Source organism: Leeuwenhoekiella sp. NPDC079379, assembly GCF_044542075.1.
Taxonomy (GTDB): domain Bacteria; phylum Bacteroidota; class Bacteroidia; order Flavobacteriales; family Flavobacteriaceae; genus Leeuwenhoekiella.
Genome location: NZ_JBITTU010000009.1, coordinates 58770 through 76135 on the forward strand (window position 1 = coordinate 58770; position 17366 = coordinate 76135).

The following is a 17366-nucleotide window of genomic DNA, read 5'->3' on the forward strand; positions in this document are numbered from 1 at the left end:
TCTAATTAAATTTAAAAAAAACTCAGTTATTTTTGGCCTTAAAATAGGCATTGCTATGATAAAAATCCACCCTAAAACACTTGCTGATTTAGAATTTCATACCGTTTGTGCTCAGGTAAGTGAGTTGTGCATCACAGACAAAGGTAAACTCAAGGCACTTAAGTTAATACCGCAAAGAAGCTTTAAGAAGACAATTTTTGCACTTAATCAAACGCAGGAGTATATAAGTTCAGATACTCACGAGACGCCTATACCTAATCACGGTTTTGATGCACTTGACCACGAACTCAAAATGCTGGGTATTGAAGATACCACACTTGAGGTGGGTAGTTTTAGAAAAATAGGAAGTTTATCTGAGACGGCTAATACTCATTTAAGATACTTTAGAAAATTTCAGTCCTACTACCCCACACTCTTTAAAACGGTTGAGGACACAGAGTATACTACAGCACTTACAGATGAGATAAATACAATTGTAGATCGCTTTGGTGAGATAAAAGATGATGCCTCTCCCCTGCTTCTTAATACAAGAAGATCTATTAATATTGTTAAAGGAAAAATCAACAGTAGTTTTGCTTCAGCATTATCGCAATACGCATCGTACGGTTATCTTGATGAGATACGTGAGTCTATAGTTGACAACGTGCGGGTACTTGCCGTAACAGCAATGCACAGACGTAAAGTTAAAGGTTCTATTCTGGGAAATTCAAAAACCGGAAGCATTGTTTACATTCAGCCTGAAGCGACTCAAAATCACCAGCGCGAACTTAACAACCTGCAGTACGATGAGCAGGAAGAGGTAAAACGCATCTTAAAAGGATTAACGGATTATGTAAGACCATTTAGTCCGCTACTAGATGATTATCAAAAACTGTTAAGCACAATAGATGTGATTTCGGCAAAAGCCAAATACGCGAAAAAACTTGATGGAGTTTTACCAAAAATCACGCAAGACCGTGAGCTGCAAATTAAAGATGCTTATCACCCATTACTTCTAATAAATAATAAGAAAAGAGGTCAAAAAACCTTTCCGCAGGATATAACATTAGATCAGGCAAACCGTATAATTGTTATAAGTGGTCCTAACGCAGGTGGTAAAAGTATCACCCTAAAAACAGTAGGTTTATTACAGATAATGCTGCAAAGCGGATTATTAATTCCGGTTCATGAATATTCAAGATTCTGCCTTTTTAAAAAGATTCTTACAGATATAGGTGACAATCAAAGTATAGAAAACCATTTAAGTACCTATAGCTACCGATTAAAAAATATGAACTATTTTCTGAAAAAGTGTGACGAGAATACACTTTTTCTTATTGATGAATTTGGTACCGGTAGTGATCCTGAATTAGGTGGTGCTTTAGCCGAAACCTTCTTAGAAGTATTTTATGAGCGCGGTAGTTATGGCATTATTACAACGCATTATGCAAATTTAAAAATGATGGCTAATGAGACGGAAGCAATCACAAATGCCAATATGCTTTTTGATTCCCGATCTTTAGAACCACTTTACAAGTTACACGTAGGTGAAGCCGGTAGCTCATTTACTTTTGAAGTTGCGCAAAAAAACGGAATCCCATATTCTCTTATTAACAGGTCTAAAAAGAAGGTCGAACGCGGCAAAATACGTTTTGACAAGAGTATTGCAGATTTACAGAAAGAGCGCAGTAAACTTGCTAAAACAACAACATCTTTAAAAACTAAAGAGCAGGAGGCGGCAAAAGAAAAGCAAGAACTTTCTAAAATAAATACAAAAATTCAGGAAAAATTAGAGAGCTATCAGGAGCTTTATGACAGTAACCAGCGTCTAATTTATCTAGGGCAAAAGCTTAACGACATCAGCGATAAGTTTTATACTAATAAGAATAAAAAACTTCTTATAGACGAGTTATTTAAAGTTGTTCAAATTGAAAATTCAAAGAGAGCTAAACAATCTGCAAAAGAAAAACGTGCACAAAAGGCTCGTGAAAATCGCATAAAACAAGAGGCTGAGAAAAAGGTTGAAGTTATACGCGAAAAGAAAAAAGAACAAAAGCATAAAGAAGTTCTAGAAGAACAAACAAAACCAAAGGTAATTTTAAAAGTGGGCGACCGCGTGCGGTTGCCAGATGGCAGAGCAGTAGGTACAATTCATAATATTGAAAAGGGTAAAGCCATTGTAGATTATGGAATGTTTACTACAAATGTAGACTTAGAAACACTTGAACTTGTACAACGCGTAAAACAGTAGATGAATTCTAAAATAATTCTTTTTGATGGGGTTTGCAATCTATGTAATGGGGCGATAAACTTTATTATAAAGCAAGATTCAAGTGGTGTTTTCAAATTTACTTCGCTGCAAAGTGAAACCGGTATGCGGCTTTTACAAAAACACAATATTGACCCTGAAAAAACAGATTCTATAATTCTGGTTGAGGGAGATAGAGCATCTGTAAAGTCAACCGCGGCGTTACGAATATCTCGTTTTTTAGATAAAGGTTATCCACTGTTATATGTCTTTATGATTGTACCCGGGTTTATTAGAAATATCGTTTATGATTTTATTGCCAAGAATAGATACAAGTGGTTTGGCAAAAAAGAAAGCTGTATGATCCCCACACCAGAACTTAAATCCCGTTTTCTAGATTAAAAAATAGCTATCTGTCTTTAACGGGTATTTTTATCTAAACTTTTCCTTTATTTTTAACGAAAATATATTCCTTATGAAAGTTACGACTACGCTGTTTCTCTGTTTATTATTTTGTAGTTTCGGTATATTTGCATCAGATAATCCTGTTGTAACACAATTTTCAAAAATTGAAAAAGTAACGGTTTTTTTACAAGGAGCTACTATAGAACGGTCTGCTTCAGTAGTTCTTAAACCCGGAGTTAATCAACTGATTTTTGATAATCTTTCTCCAGACATTTTAGAAAATAGTATACAAATAAGAGGTCTTGAGGACGCTAGTATTCTTTCAATCGCTTTTAACCTTGATTACCTGGAGAAGAAAGCTGCTTCGGCAGAATATGAAGGTTTAAAATCTGAATTAGACAAATTGCTTTTTAGTAAGAGCTCCATTCAAAATAAAATTGAAGGCTTTAACAGAGAGCTAAACTTGCTATCTCAAAATCAACGAATAAACAGTGACAATACAGATCTTTCTATAGAAAAAGTAAAGCAAATAAGCACCTATTACCGGGAGCGCAGTACCGAAATTCAAAATATAATCTATACACATAACCGAGAGCTTCAGGATTTAACTCAAAAAATTGAGGACTATCGCCAGCAAATGTCTAAGCTTGATGATTCCCAAAAAGAAATGCGTGGGGAGATTACCGTAAAACTTCAAAGTGAACGCTCAAATAATTTAAACTTAGAATTAACCTATATCATTCAAAATGCAGGATGGTTTCCTCTTTATGATATACGTGCTGCAAATACTTCAAGCCCCATACAGCTAAATTACAAGGCCAGTGTTTATCAACAAAGTGGTATCGACTGGGAAGATGTTAAACTTGTGCTGTCTACAGGTGATCCCAATACTAATAATTTAAAACCCAATCTGGAAACCAAATACCTCAACTTTGTAAGCGCTAATTACCGTAGAACAGGTTCTGTAAATCGCAGCAATCTTAAATATAACCCTACCATTCGCAGTGTTTCTGGTATATTAAGTGATAACTCGGGCGCACCACTACCCGGCGTTAATGTTATTCAAACAGGCACATCAAATGGCACTACTACAGATTTTGATGGCAAATACAGATTAACGATACAACCTAACGGCGGCCAGCAAATAAGCTTCTCCTCTCTAGGTTTTAGAGATAAATCTTTACCGGTTTATGCCTCAATGATGAATGTGCAGCTTGAAGAAGACAGTCAATCACTTGATGAAGTTGTAGTGGTAGGTTATGGAGGTGATGATGTTTCTCGTGCATTAAGCGGAAAGGCAACCGGAATTACTATTAGAGGAAACAGCTCACTTGCTCCAGAAAAATCATACAGTGAAAATGTTGAAACTAAACAAGAGAGCTTAACAAATACGCGTTTTGAAATCAAAAAGCGTTATACAATAGTTTCTAATATCGATATAACAACTATTGAAATTGATACATTTGAATTACCCGCAAACTATCAACACTATGCAGCTCCAGAACTTAACGAAAATGTTTTCCTAACGGCTACAGTAACAAACTGGGAAGGTTATGATTTACTACAGGGTGAGGCCAATGTATATTTTGAAGGAAGTTATGCAGGAAAGACAGCAATAAATCCGCTGGCAACTACAGACAGTCTTGAAATCTCTCTGGGTATAGACCCAAATATCATTGTAAAACGCGAAAAGAAAGATAATTTTAAAAGCAAATCACTTTTAGGAGGTTCGCGCGTGATCGCTAAGGCTTTCGAAATTTCAGTACGCAATACTAAAAGCTCTCAAATTAATTTGCTCCTTGAAGATCGTATTCCGATTTCTCAAAATAAGGATATAAAAGTATCAGATCAATCCTTTGGTGACGCAAAATATGATGAAAAAACCGGTATTCTTAAATGGAATTTAGAACTTGCCTCTAAAGCTTCTTCAACTAAGAACTTTAGTTATGAAGTGCGCTATCCTAAAGGAACTACTATTAACCTATAACTATTAAATTTGAGACCAAAACTTATAATATTTGATGTTAATGAGACCTTATTAGATCTTAAACCATTAGCAAGACGTATCAACGCATCATTAAGTAGTGATCTTGCTTTTGACATCTGGTTTAGTACCCTTTTGCATTACTCACTGGTAGAGGCAGTGACCGGGCACCACGAAGACTTTAGCAAAATAGCCAAGGCAACATTTGAAATGACCGCCGCCAAGTTTAAAAAAGTAATCCCTGAAGAAGAGATTAAAAGTATTCTTGGGATGATTAAAAAGCTCCAACCACACACAGATGTGCTTGAAGCACTAACAAAACTAAGAGAAAAAGGTTTTACGCTTGTAGCACTCACCAATGGCAATTCTACTGTTGCTAGAGAACAAATCGTAAATGCTGAACTCGAACATCTTTTTGATAATGTATATAGTGTAGACGAAGCGCAGGCTTTTAAACCGCATCCTAAACCCTATCAATATGTTCTAGGCAAAATGAATACGAAACCTGAAGAGACTCTTTTAGTTGCTGCTCACGGCTGGGATATTACAGGCGCACAGCGTGCCGGTATACAAACTGCCTTTATCGCTCGTGAAGGCAAGTTTAAATACCCTTTAGCAGAAAATCCTAATTATGATTGTAAAAACTTACTCGCCTTAGTTAAATGTTTGACCTAAATTAATAGCTCCGGGGCTTTCGACGTCCGGCCCGTCCCAATCAAAATCACTATAAGAATTCCCTATACCAGTAAGTTTTAATGAATATCCTTCGGGAACAGTAGTTGGCATGATAATACCTACATCAAAAGCTGTCATACCGGCAGCAGGACCTTCGCTTGCTATAAAGCTACCTTCGTAGCTTATAAATTGCAATACATTACCTAAAGGATCTACTAATGCAATACCATCCGGCCCATTTTGAAGCGTTATAGTCGTTCTAATTGTGCCATATCCTGCTTGTTGATCGGGTATTGCTCCACTAAAGACAACAGTTCGTATTATTTCTCCGTCTGCGCCATTATAATGTACAATCTGATAACCGCTAATATCTAATGCATTTCCAGCTAATTCCACAAATTCTGCTGCTGCAATATCTGAACCCGTATTTTCATATCTAAATTCATTAATCCATAGTTTAATATCATCATCTATAATTCCTAAACTATGGGTATTTTCAGATCCTATTTGAGGAGTACCATCTCCTCCAGAAATTTCTGTTATTGTAAATGTTATATTAGAATTACCTTGTATGAGACTATTATCTAAATAGTTGAATGCTGACGCTATAGTAAAAGTATTGTAACCTCTTGATATTGTAATCTTAACAGGAGCATCCTCGACTAGATTGCTATAATCACTGGCACTAATTGTTAAGATTAAACTATTAAAGGGAGAAGGGTTTTCAATGGTAAAGTCTAGAGGAATTCCTCCACTATTTTCTGTTATTGTCTGTTTAGATGTAGTAAATGAGGCTACTGTGATTTCAGAAGTTGTATTTATACAATAAACATTTTTAAACTGTGTTCCATCCCAAATCTTCAAACAATTCTCTAAAGCATCATTATTATAAAATACGAGCAGCCCTATATCTGAGGCATTTGCCTGATTTGCGATAGAATTTAACTCACTTTCTGAAGTGACCCGTGGTGGCATAAAACCTTTATAACTACCGTCTGAAGACAAACTACTTACTTCAAGCATTGCTGCTGTACTAGGCTCTGTAGTGCCAATGCCAACTTGTGCATTCAAAAAATACGTTCCGATAAAAAATAAAAATAAAATTCTTCTCATACTTACACATTTAGATCGGCAAATGGTAAGTTAAGCGGTCATTTAAGATAACCAGTTAGTAAATTGGGATTCCCAAAATAAGTATAATTATTTGAAATAAAAAATGTAAAAACCTAATTACTAGATATTTAATTATCATTCTTCAATATCGAAAGCTTCATCTGGTCTTTTGTTAGGATTGTAATTAAACAAACCTTCACCTTTTGCTATCACTGAAGATACCGTTGCATCACCTGTAACGTTTACTACAGTTCTACACATATCTAGTATACGATCTACAGGAAAAATAATACCTATCCACGCTGGGTTTAAACCTACAGATTCTAAAACTATAATTAGCATTACCAGACCTGCGCTAGGTACCGCCGCAGAACCTATTGATGCAAGTGTAGCGGTTAATACAATCGTAAGCTGCTGCCCTAAAGTAAGATCTATCATATGAAGCTGAGCAAGAAAAACTACGGCTACAGCCTGATATAAACAAGTGCCATCCATATTAACTGTTGCTCCTATAGGCAAAACGAAACTGGTTACCTTTTTATCAACTCCTAAATTATCTTCAACACACTCCATCGTTACCGGAAGTGTTGCTGCGCTACTTGATGTGGAAAATGCAAGCGTTTGTGCAGGTCCCATAGCTTTAAAAAAACCAAAATAAGAAACCTTTCTTACAAATATTTTAAATATCATAGGATATATCACAAAGATCATAAGTGCTAAACCTAGAACAACAGTTAAGGAGTACCAGCTCAAACCTTTAAATATTTCAACCACCTTACCTATATCATTACCAGCCATCTGGCTCACTACTCCAGCTAATAAGGCAAAAACAAAAAATGGCGCTGCCTGCATAGTCAGATCTACCATTTTTAAAAATATCTCCATAATCCCATCAACGGCACGCGTAACAGGTGCAGACTTTTTAGGATCTATAAATAACATGCTTACCCCAAAAAATAAACCGAAAAATATAACCTGTAACATCAAACCATTATCGGCAAGAGAATTAAAAAAATTATCAGGTACAATATCTACAAGTGGTTGCAGCGGACCGGCATTTTTAGTTGCATCTGCGGTTTTCATTTTATCATCTACGGCAGCATCTTTAAGCTCACTATGCGATAAATCTGAGATCTCTCTGGCACGCTCCATAAACTCAGGATCCTGTAAATAATTAACTCCGTCTTTAATAACATAACCTTCATCTGCAGCCCAGATTTCATAACTAATACGGTTATCTATACGGCTCTGCTCATCAACAAGCTTACCGGGTTCTATCACATTAACAAGAAGCAAACCTAAACTTACGGCTAACACGGTAGTGATAAGATAAGCGAGAAGGGTTTTCCCTCCCATTCTACCTAAACTAGCCGGATCTCCTAAATTTGCCACACCACTTATTATTGAAAAAAGCACAAGTGGAACAGCTATTAACTTTAGAAGGTTAATGAAGATTTTTCCAAAGGGAGCAATCCAGTCTATAGTAAACTGGCTCCATCCCATTTGACTAGAGATTAAAGCCCAGATAATACCCAAGACAAGACCAATAATAATCTTCCAATGCAATGCTAGTTTTTTCATATAAAAATAGAGGTGTTTTTTCCTTGTTGGGAAAGATAAACAAAATCAACAGAATTTAAATCTGAAGCAGGTGCTTATGCCAGCCTATCGTCCCAAAAATAATCTTCAATATGAGCTAATTTGACTTTTGAGGCAAAAGCAGGATGCGATGTGTTTAAAAGATAGTTGTATTCTTGAGGAATCACAGCTGAAGGAACACGTAAAGCGAGACTATTTTGTGTGCGATACCAAGATGAACCCAGATTTTGTAAAACAGGATAAGCGAAAATTCCGCGCCAATTTAAAGGAAGTCGTTCTTTATCTAAAAAATCTATAAGTGAACTATCATCTGCTAAAGAAAGTATCATAACCTTAAACTTTACATCAGGCTCAATAGAACGATAATTTACAATAAGCTCTAGGGTCGCCAGAGCTCGGCTAGATGAAGAATACAGAATTTGCTCACCGGCTTTATTCCACCTTGCAGCAGCACCAGAAGCAGTAAGTATATTGGCGTATTTTTCTGTTGCAATACGGTAAAGCTCCATATTAATAATTAAGCATTATCTCCATATTGCATCCCGGTGAGGCGATTGTCTATAAACTTTGTGCCACTATAAGTATTTAAAAATACCGCAGGAGCCTTTTTATCAAAGAAGAAATTAGGACTTTTTAACCACTCTGAAAATTTTTCAAATGAGCCAAAAACCATTTTACCGTGATTGAATAACGCCATTAAGAGGACGATTTTTTCTTGCACATGTTCCTTAATAACACTGTTGTTATTTTTATAATTACGAAGAGTTTTTACATTAATATTTAACCAATCAGCAAGTGTAGCTTCATTAAAAAAAGAACGCTCCCGCAAGGCATCTAAAGTTGCTAAATTAACCTCTGTATTATCTAAGTAATACATAACCGCAGCTTCATTGACCTCATTAATATCCTGATCTATTTTTGAATAACTCATAATTATGACCTTTAACTGTTATTATTCAAATTTAGGTAAAATTACCTAAGCAAAAAAGTATTTTTTCCTTATTCTGTGCGTAAAAAAACCTGAACAAATATTCAGGTTTTTAATGCTTTATCAAGTTATTCTTAAATTTTAGAAGCTTTATTAATTAAAAAGAAATCGGCTAATACCAGAGCCGCCATTGCTTCAACTATAGGTACTGCCCTGGGCACTACACAAGGATCGTGGCGTCCCTTACCTTGCATTTCTGCATCATTACCATCTTTGTCAATTGTAGGCTGTGTTTGCATTATGGTTGCTACTGGTTTAAACGCTACCCTGAAATAGATATCCATACCGTTGCTTATACCCCCTTGTATACCTCCACTCAGGTTTGTTTTGGTACTTCCGTCTGCGTTGAATAAATCGTTATGTTCGCTTCCTTTCATTGAAGCTCCGTGAAAACCGCTACCATACTCAAAACCTTTAACCGCATTTATAGAAAGCATTGCTTTACCTAGCTCAGCGTGTAACTTATCAAATACAGGTTCGCCCAGTCCTACCGGTACATTTTGTATAACACACATTACGGTACCACCTATAGTGTTTCCTTCTTTGCGTATTTCTTTTATTCTATCAATCATTTTTTCGGCGAATGCCTGATCTGGGCAACGTACATCGTTAGATTCTATTAAAGAAAAATCAAGCTCCTGATACGGGGTTGTCATATGTATCTCGCCTACCGAGTCTACAAATGCATTTATTTTTACATCTTTTAAAACTTGCTTGGCTATGGCCCCTGCCGCAACACGACTTGCTGTTTCCCGTGCAGAAGAACGGCCACCACCTCTGTAATCACGTACTCCATACTTTTGATCATAAGTATAATCTGCGTGAGAAGGGCGGTAGGTGTCTTTTATATGGCTGTAGTCGTGAGACTTTTGATTGGTATTTACAATATTGAAGCCTATAGGCGTACCAGTAGTCTTACCTTCAAAAATTCCGGAGAAAAACTGAACCGAGTCCGGCTCTTTTCGTTGGGTTACAATTTTAGACTGACCCGGCTTGCGACGCTCCATATCGCGGTAAACAGCATCTAAGTCTAATTCTATTCCTGCGGGACAACCGTCTATAATTCCACCTATAGCTTCACCATGTGATTCTCCAAAAGTTGTTAGCGTAAATAGTTTACCAAATGTATTACCTGCCATATCATAAATTTAAATGGCGAAATTAAAATGTTTTAGCCAAAAACTAGCGGGATAAGGCATCTAATTAACCACTTAAATACTAATTCTAAAAAATAATTTAATATTCACGTAAAGCTGTAGTAACATCCGTGGCTTTTATTTGTTTAAAATAACAGTTTTTGAAACGTAATGTTGAACTTGTAGTACTTTCTGATGTACATCTAGGCACCTATGGATCTCACGCTAAAGAACTCGTGAATTATCTGCAAAGTGTTAAACCACAAACGCTGGTTCTTAACGGGGATATTATAGATATATGGCAATTTAGAAAACGCTACTTCCCAAAATCGCATTTACAGGTGATTAAAAAAATAATTTCACTTGCTGCTAAGGGAACAGAAGTATTTTACATCACCGGGAATCACGATGAAAAATTACGCAAATTTAGCCCTGTGAATCTGGGGAATATTTCAATAGTAGATAAACTAGTTTTAAATCTTGACGGTCGCAAAGCCTGGATTTTTCACGGGGATGTTTTTGATGCCTCTATACAACATACTAAATGGATTGCGAAGTTAGGTGGCTGGGGTTATGACTTTCTAATAGTTTTTAACCGATTCATAAACTGGTGGCTTGCAAAACTTGGTAAACCAAAATATTCTCTTTCTAAGAAAATTAAAAACAGTGTAAAGAAAGCGGTGAGCTTCGTATCAAATTTTGAAGAGACCGCTGCACAGCTCGCTATTGAAAATGACTTTGATTACGTGATTTGCGGTCATATACATCAACCACAAATACGCAAAGTTTTCTATAAAGAAAAAGACTGTATTTACCTAAACAGTGGAGACTGGATTGAGCATCTTACTGCTTTAGAATATGACAATGGCGTATGGTCTTTAATGGAATACGAAAAGCAAAACGTACCGGTAACTGCAGATGATGATTCGGTGAATACAGAAATTGATCCCGTTGCTCTTTTGGCTTCGATAAAGATGTTCAGCTAATAAACTATTAGATTTTTTAAAACTACCTCTAGTCTATTCTAAAATCTTCAGTTTTGCAAAACGCAACAACAACTTCTTGATACCTCCAGTTTGAAAACGTATTTCTGCTTTTTGATCCTGTCCTATTCCTTCAATTCCTAATACTTCTCCGTGACCAAAACGGTTGTGTTCTACTCTACTTCCTGCTTTTAAATTTCCATTTAAATCATCTGTTTTAAAAGATGGTGTACTCGTACTTTCAGGTCTTAATTTTCTTAATTTCTGTAATTGTCCCGGTGTAGGTTTTCCTACGGTGGGTGCGCTTCCGGCAACCGGTTTTTTAAGTCGTAACTTAGTTTTATCTGGTTCCCCAAAAATATCTGTATCTACAAGGGGCTTATACCTGTAAGATTCCATAGGCGTTTGTATATCAAGAAATGAGTCATCAATCTCTTCAATAAAACGACTGGGTTCTGCGTCTATCAATTTTCCCCAGCGATAACGCGATTCGGTATATGTTAAATAAGCTTGATGCTCTGCACGCGTTAATGCAACATAAAATAATCTACGCTCCTCTTCAAGCTCGCTACGGGTATTCATACTCATTCCGCTAGGGAATAAATCTTCTTCCATACCTACCACAAAAACATATGGGAATTCTAGTCCTTTTGCCAAGTGAATCGTCATTAAAGACACCCGATCTACATCATCTACCTCCTTATCAAGATCTGTAGCAAGGGCTACATCTTCTAAAAATTCGGCGAGTGAACCGGTCGCATCTACGATTTCTTTCTGGCCTTCGACAAAATCACGAATACCGTTTAACAGCTCTTCAATATTTTCGATACGTGCAATACCTTCAGGCGTGCCATCTTTTTTTAATTCCTGAAGCAATCCTGTTTTACGGGCTACTTCTTCAGCAGTAACAAAAGCATCGGCGTTTTCAGCAGTAATCTGAAAACTCTTAATCATATTGACGAAGTTGTAGAGCTTGTTTTTTGTACTATTATTAATTTGTATCTCAAGGTGCTGAATATTCTCCATCACCTCAAAAATTGATTTATTATACGTCTTTGCAGCGATTACCAGACGGTCTATGGTTGTTGCGCCTATACCTCGTGCAGGGAAGTTAATTATACGCTTTAAACCTTCTTCATCATTGGGGTTTGTTAATACTCGTAAATACGCTAAAACATCTTTAATCTCTTTACGCTGGTAGAACGATAATCCCCCGAAAATACGATACGGTATTTCCCGTTTACGCAAAGCGTCTTCCATCGCACGAGATTGCGCATTAGTTCTATATAATATAGCAAAATCACTGTGCTTGAGCTGCTTGTTCATCTTTTGCTCAAATATGGTACTTGCTACATAACGCCCTTCTTCACCATCTGTTAATGAGCGGTGCACAATTATTTTGGGTCCGTCGTCATTTGCCGTCCAGACAATTTTATCAAGCTTGGTTTTGTTATGTTCAATAACAGAGTTTGCTGCTTCTACAATATTCTTTGTAGATCTGTAATTTTGCTCCAGACGATAGACTTTTACATCATCATAATCTTTCTGGTAGTTTAATATATTATTAATATTTGCACCACGGAAGGCGTAAATACTTTGTGAATCATCTCCTACCACACAAATATTCTGATAGCGGTCTGCCAGCGCTTTTACAATTAAATATTGTGAGTGGTTTGTATCCTGGTACTCATCTACAAGAATATATTGAAAACGTTTCTGATACTTGGCTAGTACTTCTGGAAAACGTGCGAGCAATTCATTTGTGCGCAGCAGTAAATCATCAAAATCCATTGCGCCTGCTTTAAAACAACGATCTACGTACTCTTTGTAAATCTCACCTATACGTGGCTTTTTTGCCATCGCATCAGCTTCCATCAATTCTGGATTTTGAAAGTAGGCCTTTACGGTTATCAAACTGTTTTTAAAGGAAGAAATACGACTGTGTACCTGCTTGTATTTATAAATATCTTTATCAAGCCCCATTTCTTTGATAATAGCTGAAATAAGACGCTGAGAATCCTGACTATCATAAATCGTGAAGTTTGGAGGAAAACCTAAATGATGCCCTTCAATACGTAGAATTTTAGCAAAAACAGAGTGAAAGGTACCCATCCACAGGTTTTTAGCTTCACTGTTTCCCACTATAGTACCTATTCGCGTTTTCATCTCGCGAGCGGCCTTATTGGTAAACGTTAGAGATAATATATTAAATGCATCTACCCCCTGCTGCATTAGGTATGCGATACGCATCGTAAGTACACGCGTTTTACCAGAACCTGCACCGGCAATCACCATCATCGCCCCGTCTTTTTGTAATACCGGTGCACGTTGTGCTTCATTTAATCCTTCTAAAAGTGCCTCCAAAACAATAGATTTTTTAAGAAGTGAAAATTAAGGAATCTTAGCTTTTTACCCGACCTATAATGCATATAGTTATCAAAAAAAGTATCAGGTAAAAAACAGACGATTTCTATACACTACAATTCTGTAATAAAATGAAATTAGCACTTGAGATACAACCTTTAATGAATTTTAAATATCTTTAAGCTATAATTATCCACTATGCGCTTTAAATATGCTTTTGCTCTTTTTATTTTTATAAGTGTTTTTTCTCAAAATTTACGAGCGCAAGAAAAAATCACAGGATCTCTTATTACTAATTTTGGATCTACTTATACTGTTCCTAAACTTGATATTCCTTTAGATATTACTCAAACGTATGAAGTAGTTTTTGATATCTCGAAGTCTCCAGAAAACCCTTCAGAACTCAACCCTTATTTAAATACTGTAGCCCGTTTTTTAAATATGAACCACGCTGCAGGTGTACCACAAAACCAATTAAAACCTGCGCTAGTAATTCACGGCAGTGCTGCTTTTAGTCTACTAAAAAATGATTTTTACAAAGAAAAATATGGTGTTGACAATCCCAATATCGAACTCTTAGAGCAGTTACATAAATTGAAAATACCTGTAGTACTATGCGGTCAAACTGCTGGAGCGCGTGATATAACATCAGAAAAAAGATGGCAACATACGCAACTTGCATTATCTGCGATGAATGCACTTATATACTATCAAAATTTAAACTACGCTTTAATCTCTTTTTAAAAATCTATATGAAAAAACTAAACATTCTTTTCTTCAGTATTGGTTTAACTGCATTTGCGCAGTCTCCTGATGCCTCGATAATGAAAGCTGCAGAATCTATTGAAGATAAAGTCATAAACTGGCGCCACGATATTCACGAGCATCCAGAATTGAGTAATCAGGAGTTTGAGACCGCTGCAAAAATTGCAGCACATTTAAAATCGCTGGGTATTGAGGTTCAAACAGAAATTGCAAAAACCGGTGTTGTAGGTATCTTAAAAGGAAAAAAACCGGGTAAGGTAGTTGCCTTACGTGCAGATATAGACGCATTGCCTGTAACAGAACGTAATGATTTAGCCTTTAAAAGTAATGTTACTGCAAATTTTCTAGGCACAGAAACCGGGGTAATGCACGCCTGTGGTCACGATACCCATGTTGCTATTCTAATGGGAGTAGCAGAAATACTTTCAAAGCATAAAGATAAGATTAACGGTACCGTAAAATTTATTTTTCAACCTGCTGAAGAAGGACCGCCACCGGGAGAAGAAGGTGGTGCTTCTTTAATGATAAAAGAAGGGGTTCTTAAAAATCCTGATGTAGATGCGATTTTTGGCCTTCATATAAATAGTGCTACACCTGTAGGTCAAATCAATTACAAACCGGGTGGTATTATGGCCGCTGTAGAACGCTTTGTCGTAAAAGTAAATGGCAAACAAACACATGGCTCACAGCCCTGGGGAGGCGTAGATCCTATTTACATTTCATCTAAAATTATAGACGGTTTTCAATCTATAATAAGTAGAGAGTCAAATTTATTAGTAGAACCTGCAGTGATTACGGTAGGTAAAATAACCTCTGGAGTACGATTTAATATTATTCCCGAAAGTGCAGAGCTTATAGGTACAGTACGCACGCTTGATCCTAATATGCGCGAACTTATTATTCGCAGAATGACAGAAATGACTGAAGGTCTTGCAAAAGCCTATGGAGGAAGTGCGACCATAGAATTTCAATCAAATACTGCAATCACCTATAATGACGAGGCACTTACAGAACAAATGCTACCCACGCTTCAAAAAGTTGCAGGAGCAGATAAGGTAAACCTTGTAAAAGCTACAACAGGCGGCGAAGATTTTAGTTATTTTCAGGAAGAAGTGCCGGGCTTATACTTTTTTCTGGGTGGGATGACGCCGGGTAACAAAGAAGCCTACCCACACCATACACCAGATTTTCAAATTGACGACGCAGGTATGTTGCTTGGAGTTAAAGTAATGAGCCAGTTGACGCTAGATTATCTTAATAAAAAATAGGTCTTATATTGTTGTAATTAATCATTGATCTAACCCACAAGTAATGCTACTTGTGGGTTAATTAATTTAAGAAAGTATTCAAACTTCAAATATCCATTAGCTATAAATCTTAATTATTTGTATCGCTTGGGTTTTAAGATCTGTAAGATCTAAGCAGCATTATTCTATAGTAATTTTTCTCAAACTCGTAATAAAGAAGTCTGTAAATCTGTAAGTTTGAAAACTGTAATGAATACCTACCTATGAATGAAATTCTTTCTTTTTTGTCTAGTATTCCGTGGTGGATCTGGCTTATCGCGTTTTTAATTGTAATCGCCGTTCGGGATATTTTTTTCAATAAAAAACACATCATAACGCACAACTTTCCTATTGTAGGTCATATGCGGTATATGCTTGAGAGTATTGGCCCAGAATTACGCCAGTATATAGTAGCAAGCAATCGTGAAGAACTTCCTTTTAACCGTATAGAACGCGGCTGGATTTATGCTTCAGCAAAAAATGAAAATAACTATGAAGGTTTTGGTACAGATCAAAATATTTACGAAGCCAATTACATTTTTATAAACAATGCGATGATGGGTTTTAAAGCCCCTTTAGATCATCCCAATTCAAAAAACCCGTATTTTTTACCTTGTGCAAAAGTAATGGGGCTTCATAATAAACGCCGAAAACCTTACAGACCTGGCTCTGCGATTAATATCTCGGCAATGAGTTTTGGATCGCTTTCTGCCCGAGCTATAGAATCTCTTAATAAAGGTTGTAAACTGGCGCACGCTTATCACAATACCGGCGAAGGCGGTCTCTCACCCTATCATAAACAGGGTGCAGATGTTGTATTTCAAATAGGAACCGGTTATTTTGGAGTACGTGATGAAGCCGGTAATTTTTCTATGGAAAAATTAATTGCTTTAGTTGAAGCAAACCCAGAAGTTAAAGCGATTGAAGTAAAACTATCACAAGGTGCAAAACCCGGGAAAGGTGGCGTTTTGCCCGCGTCAAAAATCACTCAGGAAATTTCTGAAATACGTCACGTACCTATGGGTAAAGATGTTATTTCCCCAGCTACCCATTCTGCATTTGAAGGGGTTGAAGGCTTATTAAAATTTGTTGAAGATATTGCTAATGCTACCGGGCTTCCTGTAGGAATCAAGGCCGCAATAGGAAAACTTCAGGACTGGGAAAAACTGGCTCAGCTCATGGTAAAATCTGGTAAAGGTCCAGATTTTATTCAGGTAGATGGTGGCGAAGGTGGTACCGGTGCAGCACCTCCTAGTTTTGCAGATCACGTTTCTCTTCCTTTTGTATATGCATTTAGCGACCTTTATAAGATATTTAAAAAACACAATTTAACAGAGCGTATTGTTTTTATAGGTAGTGGTAAATTAGGGCTACCCGCAAAAGGCGCAATGGCTTTTGCAATGGGCGTTGATGTTATTAACGTTGCACGTGAGGCTATGCTTTCAATAGGTTGTATTCAAGCAAAAGCCTGTCATAACAACACCTGTCCCAGCGGTGTTGCTACGCAAAATAAATGGCTACAATCTGGTATTAATATTGAAGACAAAGCTGTACGTACCAATTTCTATTTTAAAAATTTCAGGAAGGAATTAATAGAAATTACCCACGCCTGTGGCTACGAGCATCCCTGTCAATTAACCACCGAAGATGTTGATTTGAGCCTGGGCGACAAAAACTTAACACAGACACTGGCTGCGTGTTTTAGTTATCACAAAGTAGAAGTTCCTTTTAACGGAATGAATGAAATTCTAGATTGTGAATATTTAGGTGGCAATTATGATAAAGAAACTGCAGGCAGAAAAATACAAGTAGAAACTAAAAAAGAAGTACGTTATTAGATT

14 protein-coding genes are annotated in these 17366 nt (G+C 36.7%); 8 read left to right on the forward strand and 6 right to left on the reverse strand.

Features of this window, described 5'->3' with window-relative positions; all coding sequences use genetic code 11:
* The first annotated feature begins 55 nt into the window (after positions 1-55).
* From ACIGAM_RS15360 to ACIGAM_RS15375, 4 genes are all read left to right on the forward strand, one after another.
* On the forward strand, positions 56-2230 hold the full coding sequence (locus ACIGAM_RS15360) for a DNA mismatch repair protein MutS (protein WP_396512356.1): 2175 nt from the start codon (positions 56-58) through the stop codon (positions 2228-2230).
* Complete coding sequence (locus ACIGAM_RS15365; protein WP_396512357.1) at positions 2231-2629, forward strand: thiol-disulfide oxidoreductase DCC family protein; 399 nt, start codon at positions 2231-2233, stop codon at positions 2627-2629.
* A 73-nt stretch (positions 2630-2702) separates the two neighbouring features.
* The gene (locus tag ACIGAM_RS15370) at positions 2703-4619 is read left to right on the forward strand and encodes a mucoidy inhibitor MuiA family protein (RefSeq protein ID WP_396512358.1); all 1917 of its coding nucleotides are present in this window, start codon (positions 2703-2705) and stop codon (positions 4617-4619) included.
* A 9-nt stretch (positions 4620-4628) separates the two neighbouring features.
* Positions 4629-5291 carry a haloacid dehalogenase type II gene (locus ACIGAM_RS15375; protein WP_396512359.1) on the forward strand — a complete coding sequence of 221 codons (663 nt, stop codon included), beginning with the start codon at positions 4629-4631 and terminating at the stop codon, positions 5289-5291.
* Here ACIGAM_RS15375 and ACIGAM_RS15380 read toward each other — a convergent pair.
* The 5 genes from ACIGAM_RS15380 to aroC form a co-directional block, all read right to left on the reverse strand.
* A complete protein-coding gene (locus ACIGAM_RS15380; RefSeq protein WP_396512360.1) occupies positions 5271-6404 on the reverse strand; it encodes a hypothetical protein in 1134 nt (377 codons plus the stop codon). The two genes, ACIGAM_RS15375 and ACIGAM_RS15380, sit on opposite strands and share 21 nt — an antisense overlap.
* Positions 6405-6539: 135 nt before the next feature.
* The gene (locus ACIGAM_RS15385; protein ID WP_396512361.1) at positions 6540-7985 is read right to left on the reverse strand and encodes a dicarboxylate/amino acid:cation symporter; all 1446 of its coding nucleotides are present in this window, start codon (positions 7983-7985) and stop codon (positions 6540-6542) included.
* Positions 7986-8059: 74 nt separating this feature from the next.
* Positions 8060-8512 (reverse strand): RES family NAD+ phosphorylase, encoded by a 453-nt coding sequence (locus tag ACIGAM_RS15390; RefSeq protein WP_396512362.1) that lies wholly within the window; start codon positions 8510-8512, stop codon positions 8060-8062.
* Positions 8513-8520: 8 nt separating this feature from the next.
* Positions 8521-8934 (reverse strand): MbcA/ParS/Xre antitoxin family protein, encoded by a 414-nt coding sequence (locus tag ACIGAM_RS15395; protein WP_035899716.1) that lies wholly within the window; start codon positions 8932-8934, stop codon positions 8521-8523.
* 131 nt (positions 8935-9065) lie between these two features.
* Entirely contained in the window at positions 9066-10130 is a 1065-nt protein-coding gene (aroC, locus tag ACIGAM_RS15400; protein WP_396512363.1) for a chorismate synthase, read from the reverse strand.
* Positions 10131-10288: 158 nt separating this feature from the next.
* Between aroC and ACIGAM_RS15405 the strand changes: the two genes are divergently transcribed.
* Positions 10289-11113, forward strand: coding sequence for a UDP-2,3-diacylglucosamine diphosphatase (locus tag ACIGAM_RS15405; RefSeq protein ID WP_396512364.1), 825 nt, complete (start codon positions 10289-10291; stop codon positions 11111-11113).
* A 33-nt stretch (positions 11114-11146) separates the two neighbouring features.
* Here the strand turns inward: ACIGAM_RS15405 and ACIGAM_RS15410 are convergent, their stop codons facing one another.
* Entirely contained in the window at positions 11147-13474 is a 2328-nt protein-coding gene (locus tag ACIGAM_RS15410) for an ATP-dependent helicase (protein WP_396512365.1), read from the reverse strand.
* Positions 13475-13672: 198 nt separating this feature from the next.
* Here ACIGAM_RS15410 and ACIGAM_RS15415 point away from each other — a divergent pair, with 198 nt between their 5' ends.
* The 3 genes from ACIGAM_RS15415 to ACIGAM_RS15425 all read left to right on the forward strand — a co-directional run bounded on the left by ACIGAM_RS15415 (position 13673) and on the right by ACIGAM_RS15425 (position 17363).
* On the forward strand, positions 13673-14218 hold the full coding sequence (locus tag ACIGAM_RS15415) for a DsrE family protein (RefSeq protein WP_396512366.1): 546 nt from the start codon (positions 13673-13675) through the stop codon (positions 14216-14218).
* A gap of 8 nt (positions 14219-14226) precedes the next feature.
* Positions 14227-15507: an amidohydrolase gene (locus ACIGAM_RS15420; protein WP_396512367.1), complete on the forward strand. Its 1281-nt coding sequence runs from the start codon at positions 14227-14229 to the stop codon at positions 15505-15507.
* A gap of 242 nt (positions 15508-15749) precedes the next feature.
* Entirely contained in the window at positions 15750-17363 is a 1614-nt protein-coding gene (locus ACIGAM_RS15425) for an FMN-binding glutamate synthase family protein (protein WP_396512368.1), read from the forward strand.
* Positions 17364-17366 lie beyond the last annotated feature (3 nt).